16 protein-coding genes are annotated in these 16,222 nt (G+C 74.5%); 10 read left to right on the plus strand and 6 right to left on the minus strand.

Annotated elements, in window-relative coordinates; translation table 11 throughout:
* Positions 1-57 precede the first annotated feature (57 nt).
* Positions 58-537: a Zn-ribbon domain-containing OB-fold protein gene (locus ABD948_RS06480; RefSeq protein ID WP_345263833.1), complete on the plus strand. Its 480-nt coding sequence runs from the start codon at positions 58-60 to the stop codon at positions 535-537.
* Complete coding sequence (locus ABD948_RS06485) at positions 534-1,730, plus strand: lipid-transfer protein (RefSeq protein WP_345263835.1); 1,197 nt, start codon at positions 534-536, stop codon at positions 1,728-1,730. Before ABD948_RS06480 ends, ABD948_RS06485 begins: the two co-directional genes overlap by 4 nt.
* A 12-nt stretch (positions 1,731-1,742) precedes the next feature.
* Here the strand turns inward: ABD948_RS06485 and ABD948_RS06490 are convergent, their stop codons facing one another.
* Complete coding sequence (locus ABD948_RS06490) at positions 1,743-2,543, minus strand: TrmH family RNA methyltransferase (RefSeq protein ID WP_345263837.1); 801 nt, start codon at positions 2,541-2,543, stop codon at positions 1,743-1,745.
* A gap of 50 nt (positions 2,544-2,593) precedes the next feature.
* Here ABD948_RS06490 and ABD948_RS06495 point away from each other — a divergent pair, with 50 nt between their 5' ends.
* Entirely contained in the window at positions 2,594-3,436 is an 843-nt protein-coding gene (locus ABD948_RS06495) for a hypothetical protein (RefSeq protein WP_345263839.1), read from the plus strand.
* Here the strand turns inward: ABD948_RS06495 and ABD948_RS06500 are convergent.
* The 3 genes from ABD948_RS06500 to ABD948_RS06510 are packed head-to-tail and all read right to left on the minus strand — an operon-like array spanning position 3,429 to position 6,143.
* Entirely contained in the window at positions 3,429-3,818 is a 390-nt protein-coding gene (locus ABD948_RS06500; protein ID WP_345263841.1) for a YchJ family protein, read from the minus strand. The genes ABD948_RS06495 and ABD948_RS06500 overlap by 8 nt on opposite strands.
* Entirely contained in the window at positions 3,793-4,680 is an 888-nt protein-coding gene (locus ABD948_RS06505; RefSeq protein ID WP_345263843.1) for an adenylate/guanylate cyclase domain-containing protein, read from the minus strand. The genes ABD948_RS06500 and ABD948_RS06505 overlap by 26 nt, the downstream gene beginning before the upstream one ends.
* A 23-nt stretch (positions 4,681-4,703) precedes the next feature.
* The gene (locus ABD948_RS06510; RefSeq protein WP_345263845.1) at positions 4,704-6,143 is read right to left on the minus strand and encodes a wax ester/triacylglycerol synthase family O-acyltransferase; all 1,440 of its coding nucleotides are present in this window, start codon (positions 6,141-6,143) and stop codon (positions 4,704-4,706) included.
* Positions 6,144-6,257: 114 nt separating this feature from the next.
* Between ABD948_RS06510 and ABD948_RS06515 the strand changes: the two genes are divergently transcribed.
* Genes ABD948_RS06515 through ABD948_RS06530 form a run of 4 tightly spaced genes read left to right on the plus strand, consistent with a single transcriptional unit; the run spans position 6,258 to position 13,141 of the window.
* Positions 6,258-7,661 (plus strand): magnesium chelatase ATPase subunit I, encoded by a 1,404-nt coding sequence (locus tag ABD948_RS06515; RefSeq protein WP_345263847.1) that lies wholly within the window; start codon positions 6,258-6,260, stop codon positions 7,659-7,661.
* A gap of 12 nt (positions 7,662-7,673) precedes the next feature.
* The gene (locus tag ABD948_RS06520; protein WP_345263849.1) at positions 7,674-9,713 is read left to right on the plus strand and encodes a vWA domain-containing protein; all 2,040 of its coding nucleotides are present in this window, start codon (positions 7,674-7,676) and stop codon (positions 9,711-9,713) included.
* Positions 9,714-9,760: 47 nt separating this feature from the next.
* Complete coding sequence (locus ABD948_RS06525) at positions 9,761-11,470, plus strand: hypothetical protein (protein ID WP_345263851.1); 1,710 nt, start codon at positions 9,761-9,763, stop codon at positions 11,468-11,470.
* Between the two features lie 3 nt (positions 11,471-11,473).
* The gene (locus ABD948_RS06530) at positions 11,474-13,141 is read left to right on the plus strand and encodes a C2 domain-containing protein (RefSeq protein WP_345263854.1); all 1,668 of its coding nucleotides are present in this window, start codon (positions 11,474-11,476) and stop codon (positions 13,139-13,141) included.
* Here the strand turns inward: ABD948_RS06530 and ABD948_RS06535 are convergent.
* Together ABD948_RS06535 and ABD948_RS06540 are read right to left on the minus strand one after the other, a co-directional pair.
* Positions 13,117-13,506, minus strand: coding sequence for a DUF2695 domain-containing protein (locus ABD948_RS06535; RefSeq protein ID WP_345263856.1), 390 nt, complete (start codon positions 13,504-13,506; stop codon positions 13,117-13,119). The two genes, ABD948_RS06530 and ABD948_RS06535, sit on opposite strands and share 25 nt — an antisense overlap.
* 38 nt (positions 13,507-13,544) lie before the next feature.
* On the minus strand, positions 13,545-14,384 hold the full coding sequence (locus tag ABD948_RS06540) for an ABC transporter substrate-binding protein (protein WP_345263858.1): 840 nt from the start codon (positions 14,382-14,384) through the stop codon (positions 13,545-13,547).
* Positions 14,385-14,411: 27 nt separating this feature from the next.
* Here ABD948_RS06540 and ABD948_RS06545 point away from each other — a divergent pair, with 27 nt between their 5' ends.
* Genes ABD948_RS06545 through ABD948_RS06555 form a run of 3 tightly spaced genes read left to right on the plus strand, consistent with a single transcriptional unit; the run spans position 14,412 to position 16,216 of the window.
* Positions 14,412-15,131: an AzlC family ABC transporter permease gene (locus tag ABD948_RS06545; RefSeq protein ID WP_345263860.1), complete on the plus strand. Its 720-nt coding sequence runs from the start codon at positions 14,412-14,414 to the stop codon at positions 15,129-15,131.
* Positions 15,128-15,433, plus strand: coding sequence for an AzlD domain-containing protein (locus ABD948_RS06550; protein WP_345263862.1), 306 nt, complete (start codon positions 15,128-15,130; stop codon positions 15,431-15,433). Before ABD948_RS06545 ends, ABD948_RS06550 begins: the two co-directional genes overlap by 4 nt.
* Before the next feature lie 3 nt (positions 15,434-15,436).
* Positions 15,437-16,216 (plus strand): sulfite exporter TauE/SafE family protein, encoded by a 780-nt coding sequence (locus ABD948_RS06555; RefSeq protein WP_345263864.1) that lies wholly within the window; start codon positions 15,437-15,439, stop codon positions 16,214-16,216.
* Positions 16,217-16,222 lie beyond the last annotated feature (6 nt).

The following is a 16,222-nucleotide window of genomic DNA, read 5'->3' on the forward strand; positions in this document are numbered from 1 at the left end:
TGATCTGGAACACGTTCTAGTTCTGACGCGACCTTGCGTCGTCCGGAGGTGGCAGTGGTGCAGACGGTTCCCGCGATCCAGGGGTGGTTCACGCAGGGTCACGCGGAGGGGGAGCAGCCCGCGCTGCTCGGCTCGCGCTGCACCACGTGCGCCACCGTGTTCTTCCCGCCCGTGGCGGCCGAGGGCTTCTGCCGCAACCCGGCGTGCTCGGGCGAGCGCTTCGAGCAGACCGAGCTGGGACGGCGCGGCACCGTGTGGAGCTACACCGACGCGCAGTACCAGCCGCCGGCGCCGTACGTGCCGGCGAGCGACCCCTACGAGCCGTTCGCGCTGGCCGCCGTCGAGCTCCCGGAGGGGCTCGTGGTGCTCGGGCAGGTGGCGCGCGGCTTCGGGGTCGCGGACCTGCAGGTGGGCGCCGAGGTGGAGCTCGTCGTCGAGACGCTCTACACCGACGACCAGGGTGAGCGCACCGTGTGGCGCTGGCGGCCGGTCCCGGCCCTCGGGGCGACGGGGTCCGCGGCAGGGGGCAGCCGGTGAGCGGGCGCGAGGACGTCGTCGTCGCGGGCGTGGGCATGCACCCCTGGGGCAAATGGGGGCGCAGCTTCGTGACCTACGGCGTGCACGCGGCACGAGCGGCGCTCGACGACGCCGGCGTGCCGTGGGCCGACGTCGACCTGGTCGTGGGTGGCGAGACCGTGCGCAACGGCTACGGCGGCTACGTCGCCGGCGCGACCTTCGCCCAGGCGCTGGGATGGAACGGCGCCCGGGTCGCCACCTCCTACGCCGCGTGCGCCACCGGCGCCCAGGCCCTCGACACCGCCCGCGCCCGGATCATGGCCGGCCTGGCCGAGGTGGCGCTGGTGGTGGGCGCCGACACCACGCCCAAGGGGTTCCTGGCCCCGAACGCCGGCGAACGGTGGGACGACCCGGACTGGCTGCGGTTCCGGCTGCTGGGCATGACCAACCCCGCCTACTTCGCCATGTACGCGCGTCGCCGGATGGACCTGCACGGCGCGACGCCCGAGGACTTCGCGCTGGTGAAGGTGAAGAACTCCCGGCACGGCCTGGCCAACCCGAACGCGCGGTACCGCAAGCAGGTGGGGGTCGGCGACGTGCTGGGCAGCGCCGTCGTGTGCGACCCCCTGCACCTGCTCGACATCTGCGCCACCTCCGACGGCGCCGCGGCGGTGGTGGTCTGCAGCGCTGATTACGCACTGCGCCACGGGGTCGCGAACCCGGTGCGGGTGCGAGCGGTCTCGACGGTCACCCCGACCTTCCCGAACACCGTGCTGGACATGCCGAACCTCTCCACCGACGCCGCGGGTGCCGGCGCCGCGCCCGAGCGGACCTTCAAGGAGTCGATCGCGCACGCCGCCTACGAGGAGGCCGGGATCGGGCCGGAGGACGTCAGCCTGGCCGAGGTCTACGACCTCTCCACGGCGCTCGAGCTGGACTGGATGGAGGACCTCGCGCTCTGCAAGCCCGGCGAGGCCGAGTCGCTGCTGAGGGCGGGGGAGACCACCCTGGGCGGCCGGATCCCGGTCAACCCCTCCGGCGGCCTGGCCTGCTTCGGCGAGGCCGTGCCCGCCCAGGCCATCGCGCAGGTCTGCGAGGTCACCTGGCAGCTGCGCGGGCAGGCCGAGGGCCGCCAGGTGGAGGGCGCCCGGGTCGGCATCACCGCCAACCAGGGGCTCTTCGGCCACGGGTCATCGGTGATCCTGTCGGTGTGACCCGGCCGCCCCTCAGCCGCGCTGCCGCACCGCCTCGTACACGCAGACGGCAGCGGCGGTGGCGACGTTGAGGGAGTTGACGCGTCCGGCCATCGGCAGTCGCACCAGCTGGTCGGCGGCGTCGCGCAGGCCCTCGGTGACGCCCTCGTGCTCGGTGCCGACCGCGATCGCGACGGGGCCGGTGAGGTCGACCTCGGTGACCAGCGCGTCGGCCTCGGGCGTGGCCACCACCAGGCGCACCTGACGCCGGCGCAGCCAGGCCACCACCTCGGCGGCGGGCGCGTCGGCCACGGGGACGGCGAACAGGGTGCCCTTGCTGGCCCGGACGACGTTGGGGTTGGCCCAGTCGGTGAGGGGCGAGGCGGCCACCACGGCGTCCACCCCGGCGGCCTCCGCGGTGCGCAGCATGGCGCCCAGGTTGCCGGGCTTCTCGATGCCCTCGGCCACCAGCAGCAGCGGGTCGGTGGGCAGCTGCAGCGCCGCCAGCGCGCGGGCGGGGTCGGGCAGGACGGCGAGCAGGCCGTCGGGGGAGTCGCGGTAGGAGATCCGCTCGAAGGCGGCCCTGCCCAGGCGCAGCACCTCGGCGCCGGTGGCCTGCACCTGCTCCACGAGGCCGGCGCGCTCGGGCGTCACCAGGTCGGGGCAGGTGAACAGCGTGGTGGGCACGGCGCCGGCCTCGAGCGCGAGCGACAACTCGTCGTGACCCTCCACCACGGTGACGCCGGCCTCGCGCCGGCTGCGTCGCCGGTGCAGCCCGGTCAGCGCCTTGAGCCGCGGGTTGCCCGGGCTGGTGATGTCGAGGGCCTCGGTCACCCGTGGAGGCTATAGCGCCGTCACCGGCCGAGCGCCGTACGGTACGGGCCATGACCGTGGTGCCCCCACCTCACGTGCTCGACCTGTTCGCGGTGCCCGCCGACGTCCAACCCCTGGAGGGCGGCCAGGGCGGCAGCGTCCGCGCGGGCGACCTGGTGCTCTCGCCCGGCCGAGACCCGGAGGGGGCGGTGTGGCTCAACCCGCTGCTGGCCCGGCTCGCCGTCGAGCTGGACGAGCGCCCGGGCCTGCGCCGCGGGTTGCGCGTCGCGATGCCCATCCCGGCGCGCGACGGGTCCTGGGTGGTGGAGGGGTGGGGCGCCAGCCGCTGGGAGCCCGGCACCACGATCTGTGACGACGCCTCGGTCGTGGTGGCCACCGGGCGACTGCTGCACGCCGAGCTGGCGGTGGCGGTGCCCGTGCGGCCGGCCGGGCTCGAGCGGCGCGAGGACCGCTGGGCGCTGGCGGAGCGGCTGGCCTTCGGCGAGGACGACTGCGTGCGCGAGGCCGTGCACGACCACCCGGCTCGCGAGCTGGTGGAGCGGCTGGTCCTCGCGCGCTCCCGCGCGGCGCACGCCGAGCTCGGCGACGACCAGCTGGTGCACGCCGACCTGGCGGGCAACGTGCTGCTCGACCCGGCCGGGAGTCCCGTCGTGATCGACGTCGCGCCGGCCTGGCGCCCCGCCCTGTGGGCGGAGGCCGTGTGCCGGCTTGACCTGGCCGTCCGCGGTCCCGGGGGGCGGGACGTCCACCGCCACCTCGACGACCTGAGCGAGGACGCCCGAGGTCGCTCCGCCCTGGCGAGAGCGGCGCTCTTCCGGTTGCTGAGCGACCGCCCGGTCGACCCGGCCGGCTACGAGCGGGCGCTGGCCCCGCTGCTGGGCACGGTCAGCTGAGCACCTGGCCCTGCACGGCCTCCACGTAGACCCACTGCCCGCGTCGCTGCTCGAAGCGGCTGCGCTCGTGCAGCACCCGGGGTGCGCCGAGGTGCTCGTGGTGCGCGCGGAACTCCACCTCGTCGTCGACGGCGTCGAGCACCTCCAGGCGCAGCCAGCGTGTCTCGGGGTCGGGCGTCAGCGTGAGCGGGCGGGTGCGGGGGTGCCACGTGCGGAACACGTGGTCGAGCTCGCCCACGGCGTAGCCGGTGAAACGCGAGCGCATCAGCTCCTCGGGGCTCGCGGCGGTGCGCTGCCGCTGCAGCAGCGGGCGACAGCACTCGCCGAAGGCACCTGCGCCGCAGGGGCAGGGGTCCTCAGGCCCGGGCATCGGGATCGCCATCCGCCACCACCTCCTCGGGGGCGCCCAGGGCCGCGGCCGGACGACGTCGCTCCACGCGCCACAGCCGGTGCGTGCCCGGCAGACCCTTGAGCGAGACCTCGTCGCCCTCGAGCAGCACCACCGCGGCGTCGTCGTCGAGGGCGTCGCGCACGGCGGTGCTGGCGAGCACCTCGCCGCCGCGTGCGTGGGAGGCCACCCGCGCCGCCATCGCGACGTTGCTGCCGAAGTAGTCGCCGTCACGGGTGACGACGCGCCCGGTGTGGATGCCGATGCGCACCCGGACCGGGCTCAGCCACAGGCGCGGGTCGCGGTTGCGGCGCAGGTCCTTCTGGATCTTCAGGGCCGCCCGGCAGGCGGCCTCGGCGTCGCGGAAGGCCACCATGAAGCCGTCGCCGGCGGTCTTGACCACCCGGCCGCGGTACTGCTCCACACGACCGCGCACCACGGCGTCGTGGCCGGCCAGCACGCGGACCCAGGCGGCGTCGCCCAGCTTGGCGTTGATCGCGGTCGAGTCCTCGATGTCGGAGAAGAACAGGGTGACGGTGCCGTCGGCCGCCGCGATGTTGAGGATGTCGCTGCGCTCGGTGGCCGCCCACGCCGAGAGGTCCTCCAGCGAGGCCTGCAGCAGCCCCGAGACGCCGTGGCTGCGCACCTTGTCGACCGTGCGCACGACGCGACGCACCAGCCGGTCGGCGGGGCTGACCGGCGCCGGTGGGCGCAGCGCGGCCGCGAGGTCGCGCTCGAGGGCCAGCGTGGCCTGCTTGCTGGCCTCCAGGCGGCGCTGCGTGCGCACCAGCAGGGCGGTGAGCACCGCCACCGCGACGACGAGCGCGCCGCAGAGCAGGGAGAGCGCCAGCACCACGGGACCGAGGATACGGGGGTCGGTCAGGAGAGCGCCGACTCCAGGCGCTCGAGCTCCTCGCCGGAGTAGACCGCGATCCTCTGCAGGCTGGGCACCGAGTCGCGGCAGCCGGTGTAGCCGATGTTGAACCCGCCGCCGTAGGAGACGCCGGTGATGTTGAGCGCCTGGCCGTTGAAGAGCAGCGAGACCGGGAAGAGCTCCTCCATCGGGGAGCCGTCGAGGTAACGGGTCTCCGCGGGCCCTGGCACGTTGCTGAGCACGAGGTTCCACGCGGGCCGGGTGCGACCACCGAGACCCAGCACCGACTGGCCCACGAACGGCAGCATCAGCGCCGCCGTGTAGACGTCCATGGCGGCCTGACCCACCTGGGGCAGCCGCTCCTTGCCCAGACGCGTGGAGGCGCGGATGGCCTGCAGGCGCTCGACGGGGTCGGCGACGTCGGTGCCCAGGCGCGCGTAGAGGAACGTGATGGCGTTGCCGACGCCGGCCTCGGTGCCGGTGCGCACCGAGACCGGCACGTTGGCCACCAGGTCGGTGGAGGGCAGTGCGTGCTGCTCGGTGAGGTAGCGCCGCAGCGCCCCGCCGCACAGCCCGAGGAAGACGTCGTTGAGGCTGACGCCGGCCTGGCGGGCCAGTCCGCGCAGCCGGTCGGTCTCGTAGTGCTGGGTGGCGAAGCGTCGCGGCGTGTGGATGCGGCCGTTGAACATGGTGTGCGGCGCCCGGTAGGGCACGGCACGGCCGGGCTCCACGCCCAGGCCGGTCACGCTCTGCCCCCAGGTGCGGGCCAGGGAGCCCGCCACCGCGGTGCCGGCGCCCAGGCCGGCGCCCACCGCGGACCCGAGCCGCTCGAGCGCTCCCGACGGACCGGAGCCACCTGAGCCCCGACCCACCGGCTCGACGGCCTTGCTCGGCCGTTCCTCGCGCGGCACGCCGGACTGGTCGGGGCCGCGGGTGCCGATGGCCCAGGGAGGCAGCATGCCGCGGGCGTCGGGGTCGACCGAGAGCGCGCGACGCAGCAGCCGGATGCCGCCCACGCCGTCGACCTGGGAGTGGTGAGCCTTCATGTACAGCGCCCAGCGGTCCTCCTCGAGCCCCTCGATCACGTGGCACTCCCACAGCGGGTAGCGCCGGTCGAGCTTGGCCGAGTGCAGCCGCGAGACCAGGACGCCGAGCTCGCGCTGGGAGCCGGGGGCCGGCAGCGCGGAGTGCCGCAGGTGGTAGTCGAGGTCGATCTCGTCGGGGTCCAGCTCCGACCAGCTGGGCACCGGCAGCGAGCGGTAGAGGTAGCTGAACGGTGGCGCGAACGTGCGCTGCTCGCGCCAGCGCGCCACCAGGTCGGCCACGAAGGTGGGCCGGTCGGCCGGCACCCGGAAGGTGGCCAGCATGCCCACCTGCATGGGCGTGCGGTGGCTGTCGGTGAACAGCCACGCCGTGTCGTTGGTCTTGAGCAGCCTGCGCGCCACGCGGCACCCCTGTCCTCGGTGGACCCTCCCCATCGGGTCCTGGCGGGAGCGTAGGGCGTGACCAGGTGTCGGTGGTCACAGGTCCACGGTTGGAGGCGGGGTTAGCGTGAGGAGGTGACCTCCGCAACCGAGTCCGCGGCCCCCGCCATCAACACCCTCGGCGAGCTGCGCGCCGCCGGGCACGAGCCCAAGCCCCTGCGCACCGAGCTGCGCGACAACCTGCTCGCCCGGCTGCGCGCCGGCGAGGACCCGTGGCCGGGTCTGCACGGCTTCGAGAGCACCGTCATCCCGCAGGTCGAGCGCGCGCTCATCGCGGGCCACGACATCGTGCTGCTGGGCGAGCGCGGCCAGGGCAAGACCCGGCTGCTGCGCTCGCTCGTGGCGCTCCTCGACGAGTGGACGCCGGTGATCGCCGACGCCGAGCTGGGCGAGCACCCGATGGAGCCGATCACCACCGAGTCCCGGCGCCGCGCCACCGAGCTCGGCGACGACCTGCCGGTCACCTGGCGCCACCGCGACGAGCGCTACGCCGAGAAGCTCGCGACCCCCGACACCTCGGTCGCCGACCTGATCGGCGACGTCGACCCGATGAAGGTCGCCGAGGGGCGGTCGCTGGGCGACCCCGAGACCATCCACTTCGGCCTGATCCCGCGCAGCCACCGCGGCATCGTGGCCATCAACGAGCTGCCCGACCTGGCCGAGCGGATCCAGGTGGCGATGCTCAACGTGATGGAGGAGCGCGACATCCAGATCCGCGGCTACGTGCTGCGGCTGCCGCTCGACCTGCTCGTGGTGGCCAGCGCCAACCCCGAGGACTACACCAACCGCGGTCGCATCATCACCCCGCTGAAGGACCGCTTCGGCGCCGAGATCCGCACTCACTACCCGGCCGAGCTCGAGGCCGAGGTGGCCGTCATCCGCCAGGAGGCCGACCTGGTGGCGCACGTGCCCGACCACCTGGTCGAGGTGCTGGCCCGCTTCACCCGCAACCTGCGGGGCTCCTCCTCGGTGGACCAGCGCAGTGGCGTCAGCGCCCGCTTCGCCATCGCCGGGGCCGAGACCATCGCCGCGGCCGCCCTGCACCGGGCCGCCCGTCAGGGCGAGGAGCGGGCAGTGGCGCGCGTGGTCGACCTCGAGACCGCCGTCGACGTGCTGGGCGGCAAGATCGAGTTCGAGAGCGGCGAGGAGGGCCGCGAGGAGGAGGTGCTCACGCACCTGCTGCGCACCGCGACCGCGGAGGTCGTGCGCGCCCACCTGCGCGGGCTCGACCTCGGGCTGCTGGTGCAGGCCATCGAGAACGGCGCGATGGTGGCCACCGGCGAGCAGGTCACCGCGCGCGACTTCCTCACCGGGCTGCCGGTGCTGGGGGAGTCGGAGCTCTACGACGACATCTGCGAGCGCCTGGGCGCCACCGACGACGGCGAGCGTGCCGGCGCCATCGAGCTCGCGCTCGAGGGGCTCTACCTCGGGCGCAAGATCGGCAAGGACTCCGACGGCTCCGAGACCGTGTACGGCTGATCGGCGGACCAGATGCCCCGCAACCGCACCCGCTTCCGCCGCTACGACGGCGGCGACCCGCTCGCACCGCCGGTCGACATCGCCGAGGCGCTCGACGCCATCGGCGAGGACGTGATGGCCGGCTACTCGCCCGAGCGCGCGATGCAGGAGTACCTGCGTCGCGGCGGCCAGGACCAGCGCGGCCTGGACGACCTGGCCCGCCAGGTGGCCGAGCGACGCCGCGACCTGCTGCAGCGCCACGACCTCGACGGCACCATGCGCCAGGTGCAGGAGCTCCTGGAGCAGGCCGTGCTCGAGGAGCGCAAGCAGCTGGCCCGCGACGCGATGATGGACGACGCCGACCGCGCGTTCCGCGAGATGCAGCTGGAGAACCTGCCCAGCAGCCCCGCGGCCGCCGTCTCCTCGCTCAGCGACTACGACTGGGCCTCCCAGGAGGCGCGTGAGACCTACGAGCAGATCAAGGACCTGCTGGGTCGCGAGCTGCTCGACCAGCGCTTCGCCGGGATGAAGCAGGCGCTCGAGGGTGCCACCGAGGAGGATCGCGCGGCGGTGCAGAAGATGCTCGCCGACCTCAACGAGTTGCTCGAGAAGCACGCCCGCGGCGAGGACACCAACGAGGACTTCGACCAGTTCATGGACGAGCACGGGGACTTCTTCCCCGAGCGGCCCGAAAACATCGACGAGCTGCTCGACGCGCTCGCGCAGCGCGCCGCCGCCGCCCAGCGGATGATGAACTCGATGACGCCCGAGCAGCGCGAGGAGCTGATGGCGCTCTCGCAGCAGGCCTTCGGCAGCGCCGAGCTGCAGCAGCAGCTCTCCCAGCTCGACGCCAACCTGCAGGCCCTGCGACCCGGCGAGGACTGGGGCGGGTCCGAGCGCTTCGACGGCGAGCAGGGGCTTGGGCTGGGCGACGGCACCGGCGTGCTGCAGGACCTCGCCGACCTGGACTCGCTCTCCGAGCAGCTCTCGCAGGGCTACCGCGGCGCCCGTCTGGACGACGTCGACCTCGACCTGCTGGCCCGCCAGCTGGGCGACCAGGCCGCCGTCGACGCCCGCACGCTGCAGCAGCTGGAGAAGGCGCTGCGCGAGAGCGGCACGCTGCGGCGCGACTCCTCGGGCCAGCTCAAGCTGACGCCGAAGGCGATGCGGCAGCTGGGCAAGGCGCTGCTGCGCGACGTCGCCCAGCGCATGTCGGGGCGCCAGGGGCAGCGTGACCTGCGCCAGGCCGGCGCGGCCGGCGAGCGCTCGGGAGCCAGCCGGGCCTGGGAGTTCGGCGACACCGAGCCCTGGGACATCCCGCGCACGGTGCTCAACGGCGTCCAGCGCCGGGTGGCCGACGGCGAGGGCGCCCCGGCTGGGCCGCTGGTGAGCATCGAGGACATCGAGGTGTCCGAGACCGAGGCGCGCACCCAGGCGTGCGTGGCGCTGCTGGTGGACACCTCGTTCTCGATGGCGATGGACGGGCGCTGGGTGCCCATGAAGCGCACCGCGCTGGCGCTGCACACGCTGATCCGCTCCCGGTTCCGCGGCGACGCGCTGCAGTTGATCGCGTTCGGGCGCCAGGCCCAGGTGATGGACATCGAGGAGTTGACCGCGCTCGACGCCATGTACGAGAAGGGCACCAACCTCCACCACGGCCTGCTGCTGGCCAACCGCCACTTCCGCAAGCACCCCAACGCCCAGCCGGTGCTGCTGATCGTCACCGACGGCGAGCCCACCTCGCACCTCGAGGCCAGCGGGCACACCTACTTCGACTACCCGCCCAGCCCGGTGACGATCGCCTACGCGGTGCGCGAGCTCGACAACGCCCGCCGCCTCGGCGCCCAGACCACGTTCTTCCGGCTCGGGGAGGACCCCGGCCTGGCGCGGTTCATCGAGTCGATGGCGCGACGGGTGGACGGCCGGGTGGTGGCGCCCGAGCTCGACGACCTCGGCGCTGCTGTCGTCGGCTCCTACCTTGGCTCGCGCGGTCCGGGCGGGCTCGGCGGCCCGGGAGGCGCGGGCGGGTACGGCGACTGGTTCGGTGGCGGCCGGGGGTTCTGGGTCGGCTGACCCACCCCGCGCTCCGGATGCGGGACGGGCGGCGGGGACCGCATACGATGCGCCGTCCTCATCGCTCGAACCTCTCGGGAGTCCTGGTGCGCGTGCGCCGTCTCGTCCTGACCACCGCGCTCCTGGCTGCCGCTCCCGTGCTGTCACCGGCAGGTGTCCCCTCCGCCGCGGCCGCCGACGAGCCTCCCGCCATCCCGGTCGTCACCGGGATGGTCGCCGACGACGCCCGCGGCCGGGTGTTCGTGACCCGGCCCGCGGCACCGCTGCAGGTGTGGAGCACCGCCGGTGTGCAGCAGGGCGAGGTGGCCGCGCTGGCAGGGGCTCAGGGACTCGCCCGGGCCGCCGACGACGGACTGTGGACGGCGCTGCCCGACGAGGGCTCCGTGGCCCGCCTCGACCCGGCGACCCTGGCGGTGCAGGAGTGGTCGCTGGGCGAGGGCTCCTGCCCGGCCCAGGCGGCCCCGTCAACCGTCGGTGTCTGGGTGGTCGACGACTGCCAGGACGGCGACCCGGGCCTGGTCCTGCTCGACCCCGAGGACGGGTCGCTGACGCCGCTGCCCGAGGTCCTCCCCGCCCCGCAGGCCCCCGAGGATCCCCAGCAACCGGTCCCGACGACCAGCTGGCGCATCGCGGTGGATCCCACCGCGCCCACGCGCGTGGTCGCCCTCGAGCTCGCCCGACCTCAGCGGCTGCTCGACCTCCGCCTCGACGTCGACGCGTCCTCCGCGGAGGTCGTGGGGCAGCGGAGCCTGGTTCCACCCGGCGTCTACGGAGGCTCCTACGTCCGCCACCTGACCGTGGGCGTGGACCGCCGGGTCCTGCTCGACGACGGGTGGCGGTCGGACCCGGGCACGGTGGAGAGCGGCGCCTACCTGCCCTACTCGAGCGCGGTCGGTCCGGCGATGGCCACGGCGAGCCGGGCCGACGCCGCCCTCGCGGTCGTGTCGCTCCGCGCCTGGTACTTCCTCGACGGCGCCGGCCAGCGGGCCGAGGCGACCGGACCGGTCACGCCTGCTGGCACGGTCTTCGTGCGGAACGCCGTGGCGTGGGGTGGCGGCGCCTGGCACGCCTTCAGTCGCGACCGCGAGAACGGCCTGCACCTGACCAGCTTCGCCCCGAAGCGCCGCGCCGAGGTCGAGCTGTCCCTGCGCGGTCGGCCGCCCTTCGGCAACAAGCAGAGTCCGTACAACTACGGCGAGACGATCGAGCTCCGGGTGGGACTGGACACCACCGCCGCGCAGCGCACGGTGTCGGTCTACGCGACGGCGAACGGGCGCCGTCAGCTGATCGGCCAGGTGCGACCGGCCCAGCGCCGGCCCGCCGTCCTCCGCTACCGGATGCTCGCGCCCACCACCGTCGAGGCGGTCTACGCCGGCGACGCCTCCACCCGCTCCGCGACCGCGCGACAGCAGGCCGAGGTGGAGCCCGTGGGCACGCTCAAGGGCGTGGGGTTCATCCGTCGCCACCGCACCGGCGAGGTGTTCTTCCGCGCCGACCAGCTGGCCAGGTTCGCCTCGGTGCTCAAGCCGGCGCTGCCCAAGTACCGCACCGTCTTCGAGGTGCGCGACCGCAGCACGCTGGTGGCCTCCACCGACCTGCTGCGCACCGACCGGTACGGCCGCAACCGGATCCGCTACGCCATGCCGGGGCCGCTGGCCGTCGGCGTCACGTTCACCCTGCGCATGTCGTGGGTGCAGCAGGGCAACGGCAAGCGCCACGTGGTGGCCGAGCAGCCGTTCCGGTTCGTGAGGGGTTGAGCGATGCGACTGCGTGCCGTCGCGCTGCAGCGATCCACTCAATCAGGCCGGGCAGCCGTCGTCGCAGCCCTGGTCGTCGCGCTCACCCTCGTGCTCGACGGCGCGACCGTGGCGGCGGCCGATCCTGACGTCTCGTCGGACTCGGCGGGTCGGCAGGGAGCACCGGCCTTCGTCGACCTCGTGGCCAGCGGACCCGAGGAGGTGTTCCTGCTGCGCGAGGACGGGCTGCACGTCGACGAGGGGACCTTCCGCGGCGTGGTGGGGTTCACCGACGCCGTGGGGTTCGCGGGGGCCACGGACCTGGCCCTCGTCCGCGCGGACGACGACGTGCTGCTGTCGTTGCCCGGGGAGCAGGCGGTGCAGCGCTACGACCCGGTGCTCGGCGCCCAACGTCGCTGGGACCTCGGTGCCGGGACCTGCCCCACCCGCGCGGCCGACCTGGGGAGCGCCATGCTGCTGGTCTCGCGTTGCGAGGCCGACCAGGTCGCGGGCCTGGTGCTGCTCGACCGGGACAGCGGGCAGGTCACCCCCCTCGCGGGCGCCTGGACCGACCCGGAGCTCGTGCCCGACGCGGTCGATGCCGCCGTGGTGCACGTCGTCGAGACGGCCGCGGGAGCGGGGCGTGCCGTGCGGTACCGGCTGGGGGAGCAGGACGGCCTCCTGGTCGAGCTTGCTCGGCGGGACGTACCCGGGCAGGTCGTCGAGGCCGTCGGTGACGCGGCGCAGGGCGGCCGGCTCCAGATCGTGACACGTGGCCCCGACGCCGTGCTGACGCTCGACGCCCGGACGCTGGAGCAGGTGGCACGCACGGCCGTGCCGGACGTCCACGGCGTGGCCGCCGACGGTGACCTCACCGTGGTGGCCCACGGGGACTCGGCGACCCTGATGGCGCCGGGCTACCGCGCGCCGCTGCACCTGCCGCGTCCCGGCGGCGCCGAGCGGCTCGCGACCGTCGTCCGGGGCGGGTCGCTCTACCAGGCCCTGCTCGACGCGCCGAACGACGCGCTGTGGGTCGAGCGGTCCACGGCCCGGTTCGGCTCGCAGGTGCGCCTCAGCAGCTCCCTGGTCGGCCCGTACACGAGCCCCGAGTGGGGGCGTCCGGTGACCTTCGACGTCGGCCTCAACTCGCTGTCCCTCGAGCGCACGGTCGAGGTCTACGCGAGGAGCGAGGGCGTGCGGCGGCTGCTGGGCACCGTCGAGGTGCCACCGGGGCGGGCGGGGCACCTGACCACGCGCCTGCGTGGCGCGACCGACGTGGAGGCTGTGTACACGGGCGGTGCCCACTCGGAGCCGTCGCGGGCCGAGCTCGCGGTGCCGTCGCTGCGCGCCGCGCTGTCCACACGGCTCTCGGGCCACGTGGGCCGGCGCGGTCGGACCTACCTGTACCGGGTCGGCTCCGTGGCGGTCACGCACACCCGCGTGGGACCCGCCCGGGACGGGCGCTGCGTGCGCCACCAGGCGCAGTACTTCGACCGCGGCCTGTGGGAGACGTTCTCGAGGACGACGTGCCTGCGGACGAACGCGCGGGGCGTGGCGACCTCGCGGCTCGGCAGCAACGAGAGCTACCTGGGCCACCGCATCCGCATCCAGATCGAGGTGGGCAGCGACCGGGTGACGCAGGGCAACGGGCTCGTCCGCCACCTGCGCTACCTGCCGGCCAGGCCGCGCTGACGCTCCCAGTTGGCGCAGGGGTGCGTGGAGGTGCGACGCACCCCCGCGCAGTCCGGCTGCTCGGCCGGTGCCTCGAGCTCGTCGGTGGCGAGGTCGCGCACGCACAGGTGTCGGGCGAGGCGGTAGGCGTTCAGCAGCAGCTCGCAGTCGCAGAACCCGCCCATCCCGCCCAGGCGCCGGGCCAGGCCGGTGGCGGTGGGGGAGCGGGCGTCACGGAAGCGCAGCGACCAGCGCAGGCTGGTGTCGCACCCGTGGTCCTCGAGCATCCGCGCCACGTAGCAGAGCAGGCACTCGCGCGCGGTGGGCAGCGTCGGGTCGTCGGGCGGGAAGGGGCCGGTGGCGGCCGGCGTCGTCACGGGGATCATGGCCCGTGGTCTACCGGCCGCCACCGACACCGGAGCGCTCAGCGCGGGTGCAGCACCCCGGCGAGCTCCTCGACGCCGTCGACCAGCCGGAGTGCCGGGCGCGCCCAGGAGGCATTGGCGTCCACGGCGTGCACGCGCACGCCGTCCGGGAGCCGACCGGCGGCCACGAGCGCGTCGGCGTGCTGCTGGCAGGTCGCACGGTCGTAGCCGCAGGGGGCGACGACGACCACCTCGGGCGCCGCGGCGTGCAGTGCCTCCCACGTGGTGCGCACCGACTTCCGCCCCGCCTCACCCAGCACGGGGGTGCCGCCGGCGGCGGTGATCATCTCGGGGATCCAGTGCCCGGGCGCGTAGGGCGGATCGGTCCACTCCAGGAAGGCCACGGGCACCGGCGACCGGCCGGCGACGCGCTCGCGCACCGCGGCCAGGCGCGCGCGCTGCTCGGCCACGATCCGCGCGGCGGCCTCCTCGCGGCCCGTGGCCCGTCCGATCGCGGCGACGCTGCCCCACACCTCCTCGAGCGTGTGCGGGTCGCAGGTGAGCACCTCGGCGCGGCAGCCCAGGTGGGCCAGGGCGGCGTCGACGGTGGCGACGTCGACGGCACACACCGCGCACAGGTCCTGGGTCACCACCAGGTCGGCGTCCAGCTCGGCCAGGGCGCCCTCGTCGAGGCGGTAGAGGTCCTCGCCGCGGGCCATCGCCGCCGAGACCCACGCGTCGATCTCGCCCGGCTCCAGACCCTCGGGCATGGCGGAGGTGGAGACCACCCGCCGCTCGCGCGCCCGGGGAGGGAAGTCGCACTCGAAGGTCACGCCGACCACCTCCTCGCCCGCCCCGAGGGCGAAGAGGATCTCGGTGGTGGAGGGGAGCAACGACACGATCCGCACCCCACCTAGGGTGGCACGGTGCAGCACACGTCCGGGGGTCCGCCGTCACCCGGCGGCTCCTTCCGGCGGGGCGTGCGCATGGGGGCACCCTTCTCCGCAGTGGCCTTCCTGCTCTCCACCTCCTTCGGCGTCGTCGCGGTGCAGGCCGGGTTCACGCCGCTGCAGGCGGTGGTGATGTCGGCGGTCGTGCACGCGGGGTCCGCCCAGTTCGCCACCGTCGCCATCGTGGGCGCGGGTGGTGGCCTGCTGACGGCGGTGACCGCCGCCGGCCTGATGAACGGGCGGTTCCTGGCGATGGGGGTGGCCTTCGCGCCGTCGCTGCCCGGCCGCCCGGTCAAGCGCTGGTTCCAGGGGCAGACCGTCGTCGACCCCTCGTGGGTGATGGCCAACCGCGGCGACGGCACCTTCGACCGGCACCTGCTCTTCGGCGCCACCGTGCCGCAGTACCTGGGCTGGGTCGGCGGCACCTGCCTCGGCGCGTTCGGGGGCGACCTGCTCGGCGACACCGAGGCCCTCGGGCTCGACGCCGTCTTCCCCGCCTTCTTCCTCGCGCTGCTGGTGGGCGAGCTGCGCACGCCGGGCACGCGCGGCGTCGCGCTGGTGGGGGCGCTGGTCGCGCTCGCCCTCGTCCCGTTCACCCCGGCGGGCGTCCCGATCCTGGTGGCCGCCGTCGTGGCGCTGGTGGGTCTGGGGCGCGTGCCCTCCCCTCCGGCCCGTCCCGGGGAGGAGCCGGCGTGAACATCTGGCTGATGATCGTGCTGGTGGCGGTGGTGACAGCCCTGATCAAGGGCGCCGGCCCGCTGCTGCTCGGTGGCCGGGAGCTGCCGCCGCGCGCGGCCGGCGTCATCGCGCTGATGCCGGCGGTGCTGCTCGCGGCGCTGGTGGTCACCTCCACGCTCGCCGACGGACGACGTCTCGGGGTCGATGCCGCCACGGCCGGCGTCGCCGTCGCCGGGGTGCTGCTCCTGCTGCGCGCCCACGTGCTGGTGGCCGTGGTGGCCGCCGCCGTCGTCACCGCGCTGCTGCGGGCGGTGGCCTGAGCCGTGGAGGACCCGACACTGCTGGTGCTCGCGCTGCTGGGGCTCGCCGGGCTGACCGCCGGGTTCGTCGACGCCGTCGTGGGTGGTGGCGGCCTGGTGCAGCTGCCCGCGCTGCTGCTCGGGCTGCCGAACGCCTCCCCGGTGCAGATCCTCGCCACCAACAAGCTGGCCTCGTTCTGCGGCACCACCGTCAGCTCGGCCACCTACTACCGCCGGGTCAGACCCGACCCGCGCACGTTCCTGCCGCTGATGCTGTTCTCCCTGCTGGGCTCCGGGCTGGGAGCCGGGATCGCGTTCCTGATCCCCAAGTCGGCCTTCGACCCGATCGTGCTCGTGGTGCTGCTGCTCGTGGGCGCCTACGTGCTCCTCCGTCCCGACCTCGGCGGCGTGACCTCGCTGCGGTTCGCCGGACGGCGCCACACGCTCGCCGCCGTGGGCGTCGGGCTGGCCATCGGCCTGTACGACGGTGCCCTCGGCCCGGGCACCGGCAGCTTCTTCGTGGTCTGCCTGGTGGCGCTGCTGGGCTACTCCTTCCTCGAGGCCTCCGCCAAGGCGCGGCTGGCCAACTGGGCCACCAACCTGGGCGCGCTGGTGGTGTTCGTGCCGCAGGGCGTGGTGCTGTGGAAGGTGGCGCTGGTGATGGGCGCGTGCAACCTGGTGGGCGGCTACCTCGGAGCCCGCACCGCGGTCGCGCGGGGCTCGGGCTTCGTCCGGGTGTTCTTCGTGCTGGTGGTCGGCGCCTTCGTGGTGCGCATCGGTGGCGACGTCGTCGGGCTGTGGTGAATCCTC

Origin of the sequence: Nocardioides nanhaiensis (genome assembly GCF_039542785.1) — a bacterium.
Taxonomy (GTDB): domain Bacteria; phylum Actinomycetota; class Actinomycetes; order Propionibacteriales; family Nocardioidaceae; genus Nocardioides; species Nocardioides nanhaiensis.

Coding starts and splice junctions, on each gene's coding strand:
- ABD948_RS06530 (WP_345263854.1), top strand. CDS start 11,474: ATGCGACTGCGTGCCGTCGCGCTGCAGCGATCCACTCAATCAGGCCGG.
- ABD948_RS06495 (WP_345263839.1), top strand. CDS start 2,594: ATGACCGTGGTGCCCCCACCTCACGTGCTCGACCTGTTCGCGGTGCCC.
- ABD948_RS06500 (WP_345263841.1), bottom strand. CDS start 3,818: ATGGCGATCCCGATGCCCGGGCCTGAGGACCCCTGCCCCTGCGGCGCA.
- ABD948_RS06525 (WP_345263851.1), top strand. CDS start 9,761: ATGCGCCGTCCTCATCGCTCGAACCTCTCGGGAGTCCTGGTGCGCGTG.
- ABD948_RS06535 (WP_345263856.1), bottom strand. CDS start 13,506: ATGATCCCCGTGACGACGCCGGCCGCCACCGGCCCCTTCCCGCCCGAC.
- ABD948_RS06520 (WP_345263849.1), top strand. CDS start 7,674: ATGCCCCGCAACCGCACCCGCTTCCGCCGCTACGACGGCGGCGACCCG.